The following is a 17,343-nucleotide window of genomic DNA, read 5'->3' on the forward strand; positions in this document are numbered from 1 at the left end:
AAAGTGTTTAAGGCTCATTGGGATTAAAAATAAGAACTTCCACAACAGACTGTAAAACTCTTTGAGAAACGAAGTTCATAAAGTCCTCTCTATCCAAATGAGGTAGGTGCAAATGATAGTTGTAGCTTTTGTTTTTTACTCTTACGGAATAATAGACAGAGCCTATTTCGTTTTGATATTGGTCGGTTTGTGGACCTGCAACGCCTGTGGTAGAGACAGAAATGTCCGTTTTAAATAATTCTTGACAACCTATCGCCATCGCTTCGGCTACTTGCTCCGAAACTACCGTGTGTTGGTTTATCAGTTGTTCAGGAACTTTTAAAATATTGATTTTTTGATTGACCGCATAGGCAGTAATGCCTCCTTGAAAATAGGCGGAACTTCCCGATATAGAGGTGATTAGCCTTGAAATGCCGCCGCCAGTACAGCTTTCGGCAGTGGAAATACTAAGTCCTCTTTGGGTAAGAATGAATTTAAGGATAGACGCTATATCATCATTATCCCAAGAAATGACTTTGTCTTGGATTAAAGGTTTTAGCGGTTCTATAATTTGGTTGAGTTGGTCTTCTAAATCTGTTTTGTTATTCTCAATAGCGGTAAGTTTTAGTTTTACTCTGTTTCCTATGGGGAGGTAGGCTAGTTTTATGTTTTCGGGCAGATGATTTTCCCAATCTTCTATGGTTTGGGCTAAAAGGCTTTCGGGAAAATCAACTACAGAGATGATTTTTACCACTATATGTGATAAAGAAAACCTTTCAGCTAGTAGCGGAATGATTTGGTCTTTAATCAAGGGCTTTACTTCATAAGGTACACCAGGGAGAACAAAGGCAATTTTTTCGTTTTCTTCCATCATTAGGCAAGGAGCGGTACCATTATGATTTTGTATGACTTTGGCTTTTGAAGGGATTTCTGCCTGTGGGCGGTTAATATCAAAGAGGTGAGCTCTGTTTCGTTTGATTAAAATTTGCTCCAGATGAGCCAAAGTTTCAGGGTCTATGATGAGATTGTCATCAAAAAAGTGAGCAATGGCTTTTTTAGTTTTGTCGTCTTTGGTAGGTCCTAGACCGCCTGTAGTTATCACGAGGTTGGTGATTTTGAAGGCGTCGTTTAAAGCCTGTTTAATGCAGTCGGTATCATCTGAAATGGTGAAGATTTCGGCGACTTTAATCCCTATATTATGAAGTTCTTTGGCTATAAAGTTAGAATTGGTATCAATGGTGTTTCCAGCTAAAACTTCATCACCTATTATAATGATTGCAGCGTTTGTTATGCTCATGATTTAACATTTTAATAATAGAAACAAATTTAGCAAAATATGAAACCAAAAATTAAAAATATAAGCTATGCTATTTTTTTAACTTTAAGTTTACAATGGTATTAAGATATAAATCCTATATTTGCTTTCCATAAGGTTTTAAGAAATGAAAAGAAGAGATTTTTTAAAGAGCGGGTCTATAGCGGCTTTAGGAAGTATGCTTATCAGTCCGTTTGGTTTAAAAGCCAATACTATAAAAGAAGAATTTGGAGGGAAAAAAGCTAAGAATATCATCTTTATGGTGAGTGATGGTATGAGCGTGGGGACACTACATATGGCGGATATTTACTCTAGGAGAAAACTAGGTAGAGCTTCTCACTGGCTAGGTTTGTACGAAAATAATTTAGTACAAAGAGCAATGATGGATATGGCATCTGCTAACTCCATTGTTACCGATTCTGCGGCGGCAAGCTCTTCGTGGGGTGGGGGAGTTCGTGTAAATAACGGAAGCCTTAACATTAGCCCAGATGGAAAAGAAAATATGCCAATACTCCAAAAATTTAAAAAAGCAGGTAAAAAGGTAGGATGTGTAACTACAGTTCCTATCAACCACGCTACACCAGCAGGGTTTAGCGTAACTTCTAAAAAGAGAAGTGCAATGGAGGATATTGCGGTAGATTATTTAGATTTAGGCTTTGATGTAATGATGGGAGGCGGGACTAAATATTTTGAAGCAGATAAGAGGAAAGACGCTGTAGATTTAGATGCTAAGTTTCGTTCTAAAGGTTATACAGTAGTAAAAAACAAAACAGAAATGTTATCAGCTCCTAAAAATAAGCCTATTTTGGGTACTTTTGATGAGGAGGCATTGCCGTATACTGTAGACCACAATAGTTGTGATAAAATGAAAGCCAATATCCCTACTTTGGCAGAGATGACGGAGAAGGCTATATCGCAGATGAAAGACCACCCTAAAGGCTTTGTAATGCAAGTAGAAGGCGGTAAGGTAGACTGGGCGGCACACGGTAATGATATTGCGGCTCTGCTTTATGACCAATTGGCTTTTGATGAAGCGGTGAAGGTAGCTATAGATTTTGCAAAGAAAGATGGTAATACTTTGGTGGTAATTACTTCTGACCACGGGAACGCCAATCCAGGACTTATCTACGGTAAAACTTGTAATGATAATTTTGACCATATACAAAACTTTAAAAACTCTAACGAGTGGGTACTACAAGGCATAAAGCCTGATAGCTCTATTTCTTTTGTTAAAGAACGAGTAGCGAAGGCTTGTGGTAATATGGTTTTAACTGATGACCAAGTGAAACAGCTATTGTCTTACTATTCTACGGCAAAGCAAGAAGATGGTTTGTATAATCCTCGCCACTTGCCGTTTAAGCTCCTTTCCGAGATGCAAAAAGACTATACTTCTGTAGGTTGGATAAGTATGGACCACTCTTCAGACTACACAGAACTTGCGATGTTTGGACCAGGAAGCGAACGCCTAAAACCGCTGATGAGAAATACAGATATACACACATTCTTATTAGACGCTGCTGAAGTAGAAAATAAGTTTTAGTGGTGTTTTGATTTAATAATATACAAAAGCCTCCAAAATTATTTGGAGGCTTTTGTATAGAATATCACTTATGGTGTGCCTATATTGTCAGAAGTGTTCTGCTTTACCGAGCAGAACACCTCTGCTAGATAAGACAGTTCGCCTCTGCTCGTACGAGCAGAGGCGAACTGCTAAAAAAAGGAACACAAATTTGTGTTCCTTTTTTAATTAACCAATCACTATAGGAGTAGATAATATCTCCGTTCTTGGCTCTTTAAGTACTGTTTTACCATTGCTGTATTGCGTGGTAATGCTGAGTTCATAATTACCTGCATCTAAATCTGTAGGAATGAGAATGAGTAACCTTGACGGCTTGTTAAGAACAATATGTTCTGCTAAGAGTTTCACTTCGTTTTGGTTGTCTAGGTTTTTAAAGACGATGCCGTTTTTAGGATCATTGCCGTCTATTTTAATGAATGTGCCTTTGATTTCGGCGTTTTTGCCTTTGGTTAGGGTGCCGTCTGCTTTGCCTGTGGCTTTGTCGGTAATGCTGAACACGCTCATTGGGCTGGATTGCTCACCGAGGATTTCCACTTTGGTGTCGGCTACCGCTTTTCTAAGGTCTAACCTTTGGTTTACATTCACATAAACGGAATGCTTCTCCTTATCCCAAGTTTTGTCGTAAAACACGCCCTTAATTGCAGGACGCATATACACCAGCCCTGTATTTACACTGTACCCGTTAAGCACCAGCTCTGAGGCTTTACGGTTAAAACGAGTGATAATATCCACCGCCGTTTCGGTTTGTATCTCCATACCCTCTTTTTTGAGGGCATTTACGATTTCTGTAATGCCAAGGCTACCGCCTAAGAGAGGCACGGCTACAAAATCGTTAGGATCATCTTTCGTGAGTAGGTTGGGACGCAACCACGCTTTTAAGGTATTCATAATATTGATATTTTTTTAGATAGTTAAACTAGTTTCTTTTTAAAGCAAAAATGTAATCTTCCATCCATCTAGACATATTAACTAAGCTATGAGCATCAGTGTCTTTAAACAAACCATTAGGTTCTAAAGAAATTTTCACATAATAGGTCTTTTCTGCATTGGTGTTATTGTCCACTAACCAAACACCAGTGGCAACTTGAAATAAGTCTCCAGAATTAAAAGAACATGAAATTAACGAGGGAGACCCAGCTATAGTTACTGTTCTGTAAGCACTTTCTTGCATGGTATCATCTATAATTCCCCTAAGCCAAACAGAACTTCCTGTGGGTAAAAGAGCTCTTCTAGATTGATTAGGTGTTTGAGCAGTAACTAAATAAGCACAATAAATTGCCCATTTCCCCGGAGGCAAGGTAATAGATTGTCCTGAATATCGATATAAATCCCAACTACGCACACCAGCACTTTGTTGTACAGAGTAAAAAGTTTCATTAGGCATAATATCCGTTTCAATAGGTGTGTTACCATAAACTATTTCTACATTACTAGGTATTGTAGGGTTGGTTCTATTTACCACTCCTAAAGTACCATCGGGTTTTGCAACTACGGCTTTAGTATATTCGTTTTCTAGCGGTGTAGCATCAGTCATTTGGTTGATTTTGGCATTGCCGTTGACCTCTAGTTTTTGTGATGGGCTTTGGGTGCCTATCCCTACATTACCACCTCCCATAAATGAGAGGTTATTAGTCCCTAGAGTTACCGTTCTGTTACCTGCTAGAGTGCCGTCTGTAGTATAGATGTTGGCAGTTACTGGAGAGGCACCTCCTAGAGGCTTCCAAGTACCCCCACTAAGCGTGTTGCTTTTATTTTCATAATAGTAAAACCCAGAGGTAACATCTACATTACCAATAGCAGATTTACCTGTTGCCGTATTATATACTACCATACCGTCTAAACGGTTAGGGTAAGCTAAAGAAACTCCATTTGGAGTTGCGATTAAGGTATTGAGTTGGGTTAAATCTGTTCTCGGAAAAACTAACCCTTTTCCTATGTTGGTGGAGGTATTCCATTGAGGGGTGGACGAAGCGTCTAAAAAGGCAGTCTGATTAGGAATGACATTTTGAGATACTGTTTTGTTCGTTTTAATTTGAGCATGATATAAAATATTGATACTTAATGCTCCTAATATGAATATTTGTTTTTTCATAATCAGTAATATTAAATTAAAGACCTGTTGTATTAAGCCATTTTGTTCCTGTGGATATATAACAAGAAGAGTAACCTGCTGTTAAAGATTGTTGTTGCCCTATAGGTTGTGGGGAAATAGAAACATCATTTTCAGGGCTAAAGAAACATAACATTCTTCCTTTATTATCTGTAGTAGGAGTAGGTAAAGTTAAACTGCTAGGATTAGTTAAATAGACAAAATAATCGTCATCTTTTATAGTTGGAATAGGGTTATCATCTTCCCTGTAATTTCGTGTGAAAGATTTTGTTTCTGTGGCAATGGCTGGTCTAACCCATTTAGTCCCATTATAAAAGTAATACCCCTTTTCTGTAATATCTGTTACTCTAGCATCGGTACCAGTGTAAGACGCTATTGTGCCACCTCCATCTTCTGCATTGGCATCATCTACTACATAGACTAATGTTCCCTCTTGAGGAGAAGGCATTTTAGCGACTCTTGTTTTAGACAGTTTAGGCACAATAATACCCTCGTTAGTTGCGCCTAACAAGTTAGTTGTATTGGGTTTTATCTCTAAAGTAGCATTGGGAGATGAGGTGTTAATCCCCACTTTACCATCGGTTTGTCCGTAAGCTATTAGACTTAGACCTAAAAAGACACCTACACTTAGTTTGGTTGTTTTTTTCATAATGTTTAATTTTAAAAGTTGATATTTAATTGTTTAAGATTATAGAAGTTAGATATTGGATTTTAGATGTTAGAGGTTGGAGGTTCAGCTTAAGGGTTGATGGGGCTATACTAAGTTCTAAATTCTCATATCTCACCTCTAACCTAAAAAAACGCCTTTCCCCTCTAAACACACACAAAACGAGAGGAAAGGCTAAGGCAGAAAGAAAGTAAAAACTTCCTCTCTGAACGCTAAAAGCACCTAACAAAAACGACCATGTTATGAGACAAAACAATGGTGCTTTTAGCATGTATTTATGAAAGCTAAATTTAGAATGGTGTAAATACGAAAATCCGCCAACGAAAGTTGGTGGATTTATATTTATAATTAACGATAAAAGTTGAAGTAATTTTCTAGATAATACGACGCATACCCACGAAACTATTTGTGTGTGTGTGTGTGTGTGTGTGTGTGTGTGTGTGTGTGTGTGTGTGTTTACGAAATTATTTGAGATAGCCAAATAATTTGAATACTTTTTTATACTTGTTTGTATGTAATTGGTATCGTGTGTCATAAAACTGAAGCAAACTTATTACCTTTTGCGGAAGTATGCAAATTTTTAAGAGAAATTTTAATGATACCCACTTCTAATTGATTATTGAAAGAGGAGCTAAAAGGGGACAGATTTGGCTACACTATTTACCTGTCTACTCTAACTAAACTAAAAATCTAGATTCATACTGATTTTTTTTGCAGTTAATTCCGCTTCAGAATACATAATGAGTTCTACATTCATAGTATCAATTTTGTTCCAATAGAATCCTCCAGAAAATCTGCTTTCTAGCACAGTGGCAGTGTATGTTCCATTTGGAGATTCTTTGATTTCGTTAGGATAATAGAAGTTTTTAGAACATTGTAGGAGTTCTTTCTGTTGTTCGGTTAGGATATTTACCTCTCCAAATAATTTGGCAACATAACTGTTGCTAGGCTTTTTATATAACTCTTGTGGTGTGCCATTTTGAACAATTTGCCCATCTTTTAAAATTAAAATTTCATCTAGCCAAGGCATTACTTCCTGTAAATCGTGGGTAGAGATTAGAAGCGTGATGTTTTGTTCTTTAACATAATCAAACAGTTTTTTTCTAATATCTATCGTTCTAGAAACATCTAGATTACTGAAAGGCTCGTCTAGTAGTAAGAGTTTTGGTAATAGAGAAAGGGCTCTTGCAATGGCAACTCTCTGTTGTTGTCCACCGCTGAGGAATTTGGGCTTCTTATCTATTTCATTACTAAGACCCACAATGTCCAAAAGTTGATTGACTTTGCTCTTTTTCTCTTCAAGATTGATGTTAGAAATAAATTTACCCACATTATCATACACCGTTCCGTAAGGCATCAAATCGTAGTTTTGAGCCACCAATTTCATTTCTTTTTCACCAGGGACGATGTTGGCTTTTGGACCAAATAAGGGTTTGCCTTCAAAATAGATATGCCCTTCTTGCCAATCCATAAGACCATAGATAAGGCTTAGGAGGGTTGATTTTCCACAACCGCTTTCTCCAGCTATGGCAATAATTTTCCCTTTCTCAAAACTCCAATTGAAATTAGTGAAAATAGAGCGTTCCGAATGATACGAAAAAGATAGATTTTTTATTTCTAAAAACATAAGGGCAAAAGTAAGGATTTTTACCTTCGGAGATGAGGTTATTGTAGGTTTTTGAGTGTTGAAATTTCATATTAGTTTCAAAACCCCTATTTTAGCGGTCTAATAGTTTTCTTGTAATTGACTTTAGAAACTTCCATAGAATACCTTAAAGGAGTAGGTCCAGAGCGGGCAAAACTCATCAAAAATCTGCTGGGAATAAGTACAGTGGAAGACTTGCTTACATTCTATCCAATAAGATATTTAGATAAAAGCCGATTGTATAGAGTAGCAGATTTGCAGAAAAATGCAGATGTAGAGGTGCAATTAAAGGGTAAGATAAGAGAATTGCAGGAGGTGGTTTATGGTAAGGGACAAAAGCGATTGTCTGCAAAATTCTACGATGAAACAGGCGTGATAGAACTGGTTTGGTTTAGATATACCAAATGGATGGTGGAACAGATGCCTATCAATAAAGAAGTATTTATTTTTGGTAAGGTCAATTGGTTTAATGGAGTTTTTTCTATGCCTCATCCAGAGATAGAGCTGGACGAGAAAAAAGCCTTGTCAGAAACTTTATTACCCATCTATTCAGGGAGTGAAAAGCTCATTAAAAGAGGGGTTAATAATAAATTTTTCCAAACCATTATTAGGGAAGTTATTAAACAGACTTCTTTCTTTTTAGAAGAAAATTTACCGAGTAATATTCTTAGTTCGCTTAAACTGATTGGTAGAAGAGAGGCTTACCAAAATATCCATTTTCCTCAAAATATAAACTGGATAGATGAGGCTAATAAACGATTGAAATTTGAGGAAGCTTTTTTCTTTCAGCTAGGGTATGGTCTTAAAAAACAATATCAAAAAGTATCTAATGTAGGGATTCCCTTTCCGCTAGTAGGAGATTATTTTAATAATTTTTATCAAAATAAATTACCTTTTGAACTCACTAATGCCCAAAAGAGAGTTCTAAAAGAAATCAGGAATGATATGAAAAAGCCTATCCAAATGAACAGGCTTTTGCAGGGCGATGTAGGTTCGGGTAAAACTATGGTGGCGTTGCTTTCAATGCTATTAGCGTTGGATAATGGGACACAGGCGTGCCTTATGGCTCCTACGGAAATTTTGGCTCAACAACATTATAACAGCATCGCTCAACTTTTAGAAGGAACGAACATTGAAGTAAGGCTCTTAACAGGTTCTACAAAAAAATCGGAACGGAAAGAAATTCACGAAGGATTGGAGTCTGGGAGGTTATCTATCTTGGTAGGAACTCATGCGATATTGGAAGATGCGGTTAAGTTTAAAAATTTGGGCTTGGGCATTATAGACGAGCAACATCGTTTTGGGGTGGCACAAAGAGCGAAACTTTGGTCTAAAAATAAAATTCCACCACATATTTTAATTATGACGGCAACGCCTATCCCTAGAACTTTAGCAATGAGTTTTTATTCAGATTTAGATGTTTCGGTAATAGATGAGTTGCCGATGGGGAGAAAGCCTATCATTACAGCTCATAGGAGAGAAAAGGACAGGCTTTCGGTTTATCAGTTCGCAAAGGAAGAAATCCAAAAGGGAAGACAAATTTATTTTGTGTATCCATTAATAGAAGAGTCGGAGACTTTAGACTATAAAAACTTGATGGAAGGCTTTGGAATAGTGCTAGACTATTTTAAGGATTACGAAGTTACCATGCTACACGGCAAAATGAAACCTCACGAAAAAGATGAAGCGATGAATTATTTTGCTTCAGGTAAGGCTCAAATTATGGTAGCTACTACGGTTATAGAAGTGGGGGTAAATGTACCCAATGCTTCGGTAATGGTAATAGAAAGTGCCGAAAGGTTTGGACTTTCACAGTTGCACCAACTTAGAGGTAGAGTGGGACGAGGGGCAGAGCAGAGCTATTGTATTTTGATGACCTCGGATAAACTATCTACGGAAGGACGGAAACGAATTAAAACGATGTGCGAAACCAATGATGGATTTAAAATCTCGGAGGTAGATATGCAACTTAGAGGTCCTGGGGATATATTGGGAACTCAGCAAAGTGGTATTGTAGATTTTAAAAAGTTGGATTTAACTAAAGATGCTTCGGTAATTAAGGTAGCACAGAAAATAGTAACCCTATTGGTGCAAAGCGATCCTAATTTGACTCATCCTGCACACACTCAATTAAGAAATTACTACATAAAGCAATATAAAGGTAAAAACAAATGGGGAAAAATCAGTTGATTTTTCCCCAGTATTAAATGTTTTATTTCTTTTAAAATTAGTCGCTAGTTCTAGCAGAAGTTTTATAAACTTGGAAGTTGAATACAAAAGTTCTGTCGTTTAAAGAGTAACCAGCATAATTAAAATGAGCATCTCTAGCAAAAGCTGCTTTTGATGGCACTATAATTACTCCTTGTAAGTTGTAATGTGTTTCAGCTCCTTGATTAAAACTTTTAAAATATTTCAAAGCCTCCTGGAAACCTTCTATTTCGTAGTAGCTTCTAGTCTTTCCGCTACTTGTTAGTACCGAGTTTTTAACATAATAGAAAGAAGGATCTTCCTGTGGCGTCCCTGTACCGCTAATAGTGTTGTAGAAAGTATAAGGGCTTCTGAGTTTTACACTTTCATTTTCTTTAGTAGCAACATAGGTCATTGTCTTATGCATTAGGCTTATGTTGTCCGTAGCACCTATAGTGGTGCCATTGTCAGGTTGTGCGTTTGGTCTTATAATGTATACCACTCCAGATTCTAAAGTTTGAGGATTATAATCAGACAAAGGCTTCTCATTATCATCAGTTGTACTACTAGAGTCGAAAGCCACAATATTTCCTCTAGAATCAAAATAATTGTCCTTTAAAAATTGCTGAATGGCTTGTGCATCATAATCGTTTTGTGCACTAATATCTACTGTTGTAGTGGTAGTAGTGGTAGTATCTCTTTTGCAAGAGGTAGCGGTAAGTCCTATAGCCAAAAGGCTGAGTGCAATGCTTTTTTTCATTAGAATATCTTTTTGCTTAATAAGCAATTTTGTTAAATTGCGATTTTATTTTTTAGTAACGACAAAAATATAAATAAAATATGAGAATAGATAAATTTTTGTGGAGTGTGAGGTTTTTTAAGACAAGAAGTATTGCGGCAGAAGAAATAAAAAAGAATAGAGTTTCGGTGGGAGAGCAAGTTGCAAAGCCTTCTAGAGAAGTGATAGAGGGCGATATAATTAAAATTAGAAAAAATCAAATTGATTATAAAATAAAGGTAATTCAAATCCCTAAAAGTAGGATAGGAGCTAAGTTAGTTCCACTTCATATCAAAGATATGACAGATAAAGAGCAATACGAAATCCTAAAAATGCGAAAATTATCACAGGACTACTATCGCCAAAAAGGAGAGGGAAGACCTACAAAGAAAGACCGTAGAGATATGACCGAATTTATTAACACAGACGATGAGACTTTCTTTGATGAAGACGATTGGGATTCGTTTTTTAATGATGCTGAAGATTTAGAAGACTAATAATTTCATCTGCGATTTCGTCGGGATATTTATCATCAGTATCTACAATATATTTTGCTTTGGAGTAGTAGGCTTGTCTTTCAAACAAGTGTTTTGCAATAAATTCTAGCAGTTGGTCATTGTCTTTTATATGAGCGATAAGTGGTCGGCTGCTTTTTTCTTTTATTAACCTTTTATGAAGGTTTTTTACAGAAGTTCTTAGATAAATACTTTCAGAAAGGGTGTTAATGGTATCTATGTTATTATAATAAACAGGTGTGCCACCTCCCAAACTAAGGACGGTGGATTTTTGAGTGTTGAGTAGGTGTTCTAAGATTTCTTTTTCTCTTTTTCTGAAATAAATTTCACCCTTTTCTTTAAAAATTTGAGGGATTTCTCTCATTTCTTGCTCAGAAATTACCTTATCTAGGTCTAATAAATTAAAATTTATTTTTTTTGATAATTTTTTGGAAATTAGTGATTTACCACTTCCCATGTAGCCTATTAGAGAAATAATCATGATTTATTTTTAAACAAAATTGCAGAAAAATTTTGAGAAAACAAAAAAAGCCGTATCTTTGCACCACTTTTGAGGACGGAATTATCCTAACTCAAATGACTCGGTAGCTCAGCTGGTAGAGCAATACACTTTTAATGTATGGGTCCTGGGTTCGAATCCCAGCCGAGTCACAAGATAAAAATCTTAGTAAAAGATTTTTGCCTGTGTGGTGAAATTGGTAGACACGCCATCTTGAGGGGGTGGTATCCTTAAGGATGTGCTGGTTCGAGTCCAGTCGCAGGCACACAGAAAAACTTAGACTCGGTAGCTCAGCTGGTAGAGCAATACACTTTTAATGTATGGGTCCTGGGTTCGAATCCCAGCCGAGTCACAATTTGCTGAAAAGTAAATTTTTTTCATATTAATATTTTGTGATTTGGTGTTCAGAAGTCTCCTTGTTTATTATAAGGAGACTTTTGGTTTTTATATATGTTCGTATAAAAAGTGGGGAACCTAAAATTAATAATGAGTAGCCTAATTGTAGGCCTTTTTAGGTGAAGTTTGATAATAGACGAAAGGCGAAAATATTAGAAGGTAATATGTAAAAAACTTGATTCTCAAATATGAAAAAAGCACCAACTAATTATTGGTGCTTTATATGTGGTCCCACCTGGGCTCGAACCAGGGACCACCTGATTATGAGTCAGGTGCTCTAACCAACTGAGCTATAGGACCTATAAAATTCAGTGGTTGAATTTTGTGTTTGCAAAAATACGCTTTTTTATTTAATCTCCAAATTTTTTATTACTTTATTTAATGTGTTTTGTACTGAAAATCTATAGGTATAGTAAGTAATAAATATATAATTATTTTATTATCAGTTTTTTATTTACTGCTGTGGCTAAAATAAAAATTATATATTAAACAATCGTTTTGTTATTGTAGGTTCATTTTGGCAATTTTCCGTATATTTAAAACAAATATGCTAACTTTGCACTAGTTATGGAAAGTAATAGACAAAGAAAGATAGCTCAAATTATACAAGAAGATTTTTCTGAGCTTTTTAGAAAACAAGCAGCTGACAGTAAAGCACAATTTTTAATATCTGTTTCTGATGTAAAGGTAACAGCCGATTTAGGAATTGCTAAGATTTATCTAAGCATTTTTCCTCAGAATTATCGTGAAGCAATAATGAAAGAGATTGAGGCAAATAAATCTCAATATCGTCATTTTATAGGTAATAAAATGGCAAAGCAGGTTCGTGTAATTCCTCAGTTAAGTTTTTATTTAGACACTAGTTTAGACGAAGTTGAAAGGATAGAAAAAGAATTAAAGGGCGAAGGCGATAATCCTGTACTCTAAAAAGGTAAAACATTGAAGAACACTCCTTTTTATATAGCAAAACGTTATCTATTGGCAAAAAAAGGTAGTCAAGCAGTAAGTTTTATTACTGGTTTGGCGGCTATAGCTATGATGGTAGCGGTAGCGGCTATGTTTATTATTGTGTCTGTTTTTTCAGGTTTAGAAGAGCTCAATAAGGATTTAGTAGAAGATTTACATGCCGATTTAACCATTACTAGTACTCGTGGAAAAACTTTAGAGAATATAGATAAAATCACTGATGTACTAAGACAGAATAAATCCATATTATATTTTTCTAAAGTTATAGAAGAAAAGGTCTATCTAGACTATAATAATAATGGAGAAATAGTCTATATAAGAGGCGTAGATTCGGTTTATACTAAAGTTAATCCTATACAGAATAGTATTTTTTTCGGAAGTTATCTCTCTTTTGATTATACCAATGACATTATCATGGAGAATGGGCTTAACTCTAGACTTTCTATTCCTGTAGGATCTGATAGAGATTATGCACAACTTTTTATGCCTAAGCCAGGGAAGGGGATTATAAACAAAGAATCTGATATATTTAACAAAAAAGAAGTTTTTGTAACAGGGGTTTTTAATGGTAAAGACCAACTTAATAGTTATATCATAGCTCCTATAGAGCTGACTCAGGAACTCCTAAACTTGCCCAAAGGTACGGCTTATAGCATTGTGATTAAACTAAAAGATAGTGCTAGTGCTAATGCTGTTAAAAAAGATTTAGAGGGTAAGCTTACACATGTTAAGATAAGCACCAAAGAGGAAGAAAATGCAGCTTTTTGGAAGATGATAAACACCGAAAAATTGATGATTTATCTCATTTTCGGGCTGGTGATTTTCATTACAACATTCAATTTGGCTGGAGCAATTATTATTCTTCAGTTAGATAAAAAAGAACAATCTAGAACTTTAGTTTCTTTGGGAATGACCAAGCAGGAACTTAGAAGAATCTACTTTTATACAGGAAGTCTTGTGGTTATTTTTGGTGTTATTATGGGGCTTGTTATAGGAAGTTTAATTTGCTTATTTCAAATCCAAACGGGGCTATTTAAGGCAGGGGAATTATTGCCTTTCCCTGTAAAAATAGAATTAAGAAACTATTTGATAGTTACGGGAACAGCCTTATTTTTTGGATTGATAATCTCTTTTATATTTTCAAAAATAAATAAGAGTTACTTAAATTTCAACCCGTTGTGCATTATGAAATGAAAAAAACAAGAGTTGTTTATTAGACTGAAAATCAGTATATTGTTTTTGCTATAAAACGGTATAAATGAACAACATAGAGCAAATATATGAAAGAATTTTGGAAGTTTTAGGACTTTTTTCAGAAAATCAACTGATTAGTTATCAGAGAAGAACACCTAAAATGAGCGATTTAGAAGTCATAAGTCTTAATATTACTGCTGAATACTTGAGTATTGATAGCGAATTACAGTTATTTAGAAAATTGCCAAACTCTCTGATAAACAAAATTGAAAGAAGTGTTTACAATAAGCGAAAACGAAGACTATCCCTACAAACAGAGCAAATTAGACAGCGTATTTCGATGGAGTTCAATGAGTTTGAAGATATTTTTATCGTTGATAGCATGCCAATGAAAGTTTGTGAAAACGTTCGTTCTACTCGTTCAAAAATTTGTAAAGAGCAATCCTATTCTTCACCAACATATGGTTATTGTGCTTCACAGAAATTATATTTCTATGGCTATAAACTACACGCAGTATGTTCTTTAAATGGTGTGATTAAGAATTTTGATATAAGCCCTGCATCCGTTCACGACATCCACTATTTAAAAGATATTGGTGAGCAAATGCGAAACTGTACTTTAATTGGAGATAGAGGCTATTTATCAGCAAAAGTTCAAATAGATTTATTTAACTATGCTAATATTAAATTAGATACACCAATGAGAAGTAATCAGAAAGATTATATTCCTCAATTTTCATTGTACAAGAAAAAGCGAAAACGAATTGAGACATTTTTCTCTCAACTTTGCGACCAATTTATGATTAAAAGAAACAATGCTAAAACTTTTGAAGGCTTTAAAACAAGGATAATCAGTAAAATAACCGCCGCAACGGTTATTCAATATATCAATAAATTTATCTTCCAAAGAAAATTAAATCATCTAAAAATCAGTATTATTTAAAATGCACAACGAGTTAAATTTCAAGTAATTTATAATCACTAAATTTGTACAAGATTAAATTCAATAGGTTATGAAGAATATTTATTTAATAGCAGCTTTTCTGATAGGAGGGTTTGGATTGGCTCAAATCCCAAATGGTCATTATGACAGTGCAGAAGGACTGTCGGGGTACACTCTTAAAAGTAAATTGAGCGAAATTCTCAATAACGAACACAAAGACAAAGGATACGATGCACTTTGGACGGCTTATGCTACGGCAGATATAGATAAATATTATGAAAACGACAATACCATCTTAGATATTTACTCTGAAAATCCTAGTGGGAAAGACCCTTATTCGTATAGGTATAGAACTAACCAATGTGGCAATTATTCTGGAGAAGGGAGTTGCTATAATAGAGAGCATATTATACCTCAAAGCTTATTTAATAGAGCATCTCCTATGAGAAATGATGCTCATTTTGTAATCCCCACAGATGGTTATGTTAATAGTAAAAGAAGTAATTATCCATTTGGTATAGTAAAGACCGCTACTTGGACTTCTAGGAACGGTTCTAAACTTGGGACTAATAATACTATAGGTTATAGTGGGGTAGTTTTTGAACCGATAGATGAGTTTAAAGGAGATGTGGCAAGAATGATATTTTATTTTGTAACAATGTACGAAAAACGAATTCCTAACTTCAACTCAGGTGATATGCTTAATGGGACTACAACACAAAGTTTAGAAGATTGGCAACTAGATATTTTACTCACTTGGCACAACCAAGACCCTGTAAGCCAAAGAGAAATAGATAGAAATAATGCTGTTTACAATTATCAAGGTAATAGAAACCCTTTTATAGACCACCCAGAATGGGTTAATCTAATTTGGAAGACAGAGCTTTCCACTCAAGAAGTATCTAGGGCTAAAGATTTAAAAATTTATCCCAATCCAGTTACTGGAGGCAAGTTGTATCTTTCTAACTGGAACGATTTTGATAAAATAGATATTTTCAGTATGGAAGGGAAGAAAGTAAAATCAGTTAAGTCTTCTCATGAAATGGATGTTTCAAATCTTTCCAGAGGAGTTTATTTATTAAAAGCAGACTCAAAGACTATAAAATTCATAATTAAGTAATATATTTTTTATAGCTAATCTAACCGCATAACCACAGTGTTGTGCGGTTTTTCTTTTACTCATATTATACAAAATCTATGTAACTAAAGTTACGCTCTAGACCAATTAATAAGGATAGTTTTGTCCTAAAATAAAATAATATGAGACGATTCTTTTTTACAGGAATAACATTACTAGCTTCAGCACTTATGTATTCTCAAGAAGTGGTTAGTGTTTCCCAAGAGGATTTAGAAAGAAAAATAAGACAGCAGAATCTACAGCTAAAACTAGCAGAAGCAGAAGTTAATTCTGCCAAGGCAGATTTACTTATGTTTAGAGCGATGTATTTGCCTAATGTCAACCTTTCTTATACGGGTATTTCAACCAATAACCCCCTAATGGCATTTGGTTCAAGGCTTAATCAGGAGCGTGTAACTATGATGGATTTTGACCCAAAAAAACTCAACAATCCTGATAATATTTTCAATTTTGCTACCAAACTAGAGGTGCAACAACCCATCTTTAATCAAGATGCCATTTATCAAAAAAAAGCTGGAGAAGTACGGGTAGAGGCATTAACTCTAAAGCAAGAACGAACTAAAGACTATCTTCTCTTTGAAATTAAAAAAGCCTATATGCAACTACAAATGGCCTATAAAGTAGTTGCGGTGCTAGAAGGAGCTAGAGAAACCGTTTTATCAAATAAGAAAGTTATTGATAATTATTATAAAAACGGAATGCTACAAAAATCTGATGTTTTGGATATGAATGTGAGAGTTGCTGAAATAGAGAATCAAATTCAGTTTTCAAAATCCAATGTTAAAAATGCTTCAGATTATCTTTATTTTTTATTAAATGAAAATTCCCAAGGCAAAGTATTAAAACCAACAGAAAGTTTAAACTATAAAGGCGAAGCTCTTGTAAATACTCCAGAGCTTAAAAAAGATAGAAAAGATTTACAAGCCTATCAAAAATCTTTAGATGCTTATGATTATATGATAAAATCGTCTAAATCTAAACTATTACCTAGATTAAATGCCTTTGGAAGTTTTGAAATGTATGACAATAAACCTTATCAGTTTGATGCCAATGGCTATCTAGTAGGCGTTCAGTTATCGTGGAATGTATTTGATGGTATGAAATCTAATAGCGAAATCGCTAAGCAAAAAGCCGAAATACTAAAAACTCAAACCGAAATCCAACAATACCAAAAACAAGCAGAATTAGAATTAGCGAAAGCTTACAGGCAAGTGCAAGATACTGATAATAAAGTAAGTCTAACCAAACTCGCATGGGAGCAAAGTGCAGAAGCTTACAGAATCAGAAAAAATAGATATGAACAAGGTCTAGAAAAATCCTCCGACCTCTTGAATACCGAAACTGCAATGTCTAAAAAAGAATTAGAATACCAACAAGCTATTTTTGAATATAACATCGCATTAGAATACTTTAATTTTTTAAATAAATAATT

At 35.0% G+C, this 17,343-nt stretch carries 15 protein-coding genes and 4 tRNA genes; 11 read left to right on the forward strand and 8 right to left on the reverse strand.

Annotation, left to right across the window (positions count from 1 at the left end; all coding sequences use genetic code 11):
• Window positions 1–7: 7 nt before the first annotated feature.
• A complete protein-coding gene (locus VIX88_RS11220) occupies window positions 8–1,276 on the reverse strand; it encodes a CinA family nicotinamide mononucleotide deamidase-related protein (protein WP_064970114.1) in 1,269 nt (422 codons plus the stop codon).
• A 145-nt stretch (window positions 1,277–1,421) separates the two neighbouring features.
• Here VIX88_RS11220 and VIX88_RS11225 point away from each other — a divergent pair, with 145 nt between their 5' ends.
• Complete coding sequence (locus VIX88_RS11225) at window positions 1,422–2,834, forward strand: alkaline phosphatase (protein ID WP_064970115.1); 1,413 nt, start codon at window positions 1,422–1,424, stop codon at window positions 2,832–2,834.
• 207 nt (window positions 2,835–3,041) lie between these two features.
• Here VIX88_RS11225 and VIX88_RS11230 read toward each other — a convergent pair whose 3' ends face one another.
• The 4 genes from VIX88_RS11230 to VIX88_RS11245 form a co-directional block, all read right to left on the reverse strand.
• Window positions 3,042–3,761 (reverse strand): DNA-binding domain-containing protein, encoded by a 720-nt coding sequence (locus VIX88_RS11230; protein ID WP_222535091.1) that lies wholly within the window; start codon window positions 3,759–3,761, stop codon window positions 3,042–3,044.
• Window positions 3,762–3,789: 28 nt separating this feature from the next.
• A complete protein-coding gene (locus VIX88_RS11235) occupies window positions 3,790–4,965 on the reverse strand; it encodes a hypothetical protein (protein WP_064970117.1) in 1,176 nt (391 codons plus the stop codon).
• 16 nt (window positions 4,966–4,981) lie between these two features.
• A complete protein-coding gene (locus VIX88_RS11240; RefSeq protein ID WP_064970118.1) occupies window positions 4,982–5,632 on the reverse strand; it encodes a hypothetical protein in 651 nt (216 codons plus the stop codon).
• A 700-nt stretch (window positions 5,633–6,332) separates the two neighbouring features.
• Window positions 6,333–7,277, reverse strand: a complete 945-nt coding sequence (locus tag VIX88_RS11245) for a sulfate/molybdate ABC transporter ATP-binding protein (RefSeq protein ID WP_064970119.1) — start codon at window positions 7,275–7,277, stop codon at window positions 6,333–6,335.
• A gap of 117 nt (window positions 7,278–7,394) precedes the next feature.
• Between VIX88_RS11245 and recG the strand changes: the two genes are divergently transcribed.
• The gene (recG, locus tag VIX88_RS11250; RefSeq protein WP_064970120.1) at window positions 7,395–9,485 is read left to right on the forward strand and encodes an ATP-dependent DNA helicase RecG; all 2,091 of its coding nucleotides are present in this window, start codon (window positions 7,395–7,397) and stop codon (window positions 9,483–9,485) included.
• A gap of 37 nt (window positions 9,486–9,522) precedes the next feature.
• On the opposite strand, the gene VIX88_RS11255 is transcribed toward recG, so the two are convergent.
• Window positions 9,523–10,242 carry a hypothetical protein gene (locus tag VIX88_RS11255; protein WP_064970124.1) on the reverse strand — a complete coding sequence of 240 codons (720 nt, stop codon included), beginning with the start codon at window positions 10,240–10,242 and terminating at the stop codon, window positions 9,523–9,525.
• Between the two features lie 80 nt (window positions 10,243–10,322).
• On the opposite strand from VIX88_RS11255, the gene VIX88_RS11260 reads away from it, so the two are divergent.
• A complete protein-coding gene (locus tag VIX88_RS11260; protein ID WP_064970121.1) occupies window positions 10,323–10,757 on the forward strand; it encodes an RNA-binding S4 domain-containing protein in 435 nt (144 codons plus the stop codon).
• On the opposite strand, the gene VIX88_RS11265 is transcribed toward VIX88_RS11260, so the two are convergent.
• Complete coding sequence (locus tag VIX88_RS11265) at window positions 10,729–11,256, reverse strand: shikimate kinase (protein WP_064970122.1); 528 nt, start codon at window positions 11,254–11,256, stop codon at window positions 10,729–10,731. The two genes, VIX88_RS11260 and VIX88_RS11265, sit on opposite strands and share 29 nt — an antisense overlap.
• Window positions 11,257–11,353: 97 nt before the next feature.
• Here VIX88_RS11265 and VIX88_RS11270 point away from each other — a divergent pair.
• The 3 genes from VIX88_RS11270 (at window position 11,354) to VIX88_RS11280 (ending at window position 11,626) form a co-directional block, all read left to right on the forward strand.
• A tRNA-Lys gene (locus VIX88_RS11270) sits at window positions 11,354–11,426 on the forward strand.
• A gap of 29 nt (window positions 11,427–11,455) precedes the next feature.
• Window positions 11,456–11,539: transfer RNA gene (locus tag VIX88_RS11275), tRNA-Leu, on the forward strand.
• Between the two features lie 14 nt (window positions 11,540–11,553).
• Window positions 11,554–11,626: transfer RNA gene (locus tag VIX88_RS11280), tRNA-Lys, on the forward strand.
• A gap of 270 nt (window positions 11,627–11,896) precedes the next feature.
• Here the strand turns inward: VIX88_RS11280 and VIX88_RS11285 are convergent.
• Window positions 11,897–11,970, reverse strand: a tRNA-Ile gene (locus tag VIX88_RS11285).
• Window positions 11,971–12,237: 267 nt separating this feature from the next.
• Between VIX88_RS11285 and rbfA the strand changes: the two genes are divergently transcribed.
• The 5 genes from rbfA to VIX88_RS11310 all read left to right on the forward strand — a co-directional run bounded on the left by rbfA (window position 12,238) and on the right by VIX88_RS11310 (window position 17,341).
• Window positions 12,238–12,597: a 30S ribosome-binding factor RbfA gene (rbfA, locus tag VIX88_RS11290; protein ID WP_004920310.1), complete on the forward strand. Its 360-nt coding sequence runs from the start codon at window positions 12,238–12,240 to the stop codon at window positions 12,595–12,597.
• Between the two features lie 12 nt (window positions 12,598–12,609).
• Complete coding sequence (locus VIX88_RS11295) at window positions 12,610–13,830, forward strand: ABC transporter permease (protein ID WP_214193880.1); 1,221 nt, start codon at window positions 12,610–12,612, stop codon at window positions 13,828–13,830.
• Between the two features lie 64 nt (window positions 13,831–13,894).
• Window positions 13,895–14,773 carry an IS982-like element ISRa1 family transposase gene (locus VIX88_RS11300; protein WP_324711474.1) on the forward strand — a complete coding sequence of 293 codons (879 nt, stop codon included), beginning with the start codon at window positions 13,895–13,897 and terminating at the stop codon, window positions 14,771–14,773.
• 70 nt (window positions 14,774–14,843) lie between these two features.
• Window positions 14,844–15,893, forward strand: a complete 1,050-nt coding sequence (locus VIX88_RS11305) for an endonuclease (RefSeq protein WP_064970656.1) — start codon at window positions 14,844–14,846, stop codon at window positions 15,891–15,893.
• Window positions 15,894–16,033: 140 nt separating this feature from the next.
• Entirely contained in the window at window positions 16,034–17,341 is a 1,308-nt protein-coding gene (locus tag VIX88_RS11310) for a TolC family protein (RefSeq protein WP_064970658.1), read from the forward strand.
• The last annotated feature ends 2 nt before the right edge of the window (window positions 17,342–17,343 follow it).

The sequence above is a fragment of the Riemerella anatipestifer genome, assembly GCF_035666175.1.
Classification (GTDB): domain Bacteria; phylum Bacteroidota; class Bacteroidia; order Flavobacteriales; family Weeksellaceae; genus Riemerella; species Riemerella anatipestifer_D.

What these genes read in the sequence shown, in the direction of transcription:
- VIX88_RS11310 (WP_064970658.1), top strand. Translation starts at nt 16,034, where the DNA reads ATGAGACGATTCTTTTTTACAGGAATAACATTACTAGCTTCAGCACTT.
- VIX88_RS11305 (WP_064970656.1), top strand. Translation starts at nt 14,844, where the DNA reads ATGAAGAATATTTATTTAATAGCAGCTTTTCTGATAGGAGGGTTTGGA.
- VIX88_RS11245 (WP_064970119.1), bottom strand. Translation starts at nt 7,277, where the DNA reads ATGTTTTTAGAAATAAAAAATCTATCTTTTTCGTATCATTCGGAACGC.
- rbfA (WP_004920310.1), top strand. Translation starts at nt 12,238, where the DNA reads ATGGAAAGTAATAGACAAAGAAAGATAGCTCAAATTATACAAGAAGAT.
- VIX88_RS11220 (WP_064970114.1), bottom strand. Translation starts at nt 1,276, where the DNA reads ATGAGCATAACAAACGCTGCAATCATTATAATAGGTGATGAAGTTTTA.
- VIX88_RS11300 (WP_324711474.1), top strand. Translation starts at nt 13,895, where the DNA reads ATGAACAACATAGAGCAAATATATGAAAGAATTTTGGAAGTTTTAGGA.
- VIX88_RS11230 (WP_222535091.1), bottom strand. Translation starts at nt 3,761, where the DNA reads ATGAATACCTTAAAAGCGTGGTTGCGTCCCAACCTACTCACGAAAGAT.
- VIX88_RS11235 (WP_064970117.1), bottom strand. Translation starts at nt 4,965, where the DNA reads ATGAAAAAACAAATATTCATATTAGGAGCATTAAGTATCAATATTTTA.
- VIX88_RS11260 (WP_064970121.1), top strand. Translation starts at nt 10,323, where the DNA reads ATGAGAATAGATAAATTTTTGTGGAGTGTGAGGTTTTTTAAGACAAGA.
- VIX88_RS11255 (WP_064970124.1), bottom strand. Translation starts at nt 10,242, where the DNA reads ATGAAAAAAAGCATTGCACTCAGCCTTTTGGCTATAGGACTTACCGCT.
- VIX88_RS11240 (WP_064970118.1), bottom strand. Translation starts at nt 5,632, where the DNA reads ATGAAAAAAACAACCAAACTAAGTGTAGGTGTCTTTTTAGGTCTAAGT.
- VIX88_RS11265 (WP_064970122.1), bottom strand. Translation starts at nt 11,256, where the DNA reads ATGATTATTTCTCTAATAGGCTACATGGGAAGTGGTAAATCACTAATT.
- VIX88_RS11225 (WP_064970115.1), top strand. Translation starts at nt 1,422, where the DNA reads ATGAAAAGAAGAGATTTTTTAAAGAGCGGGTCTATAGCGGCTTTAGGA.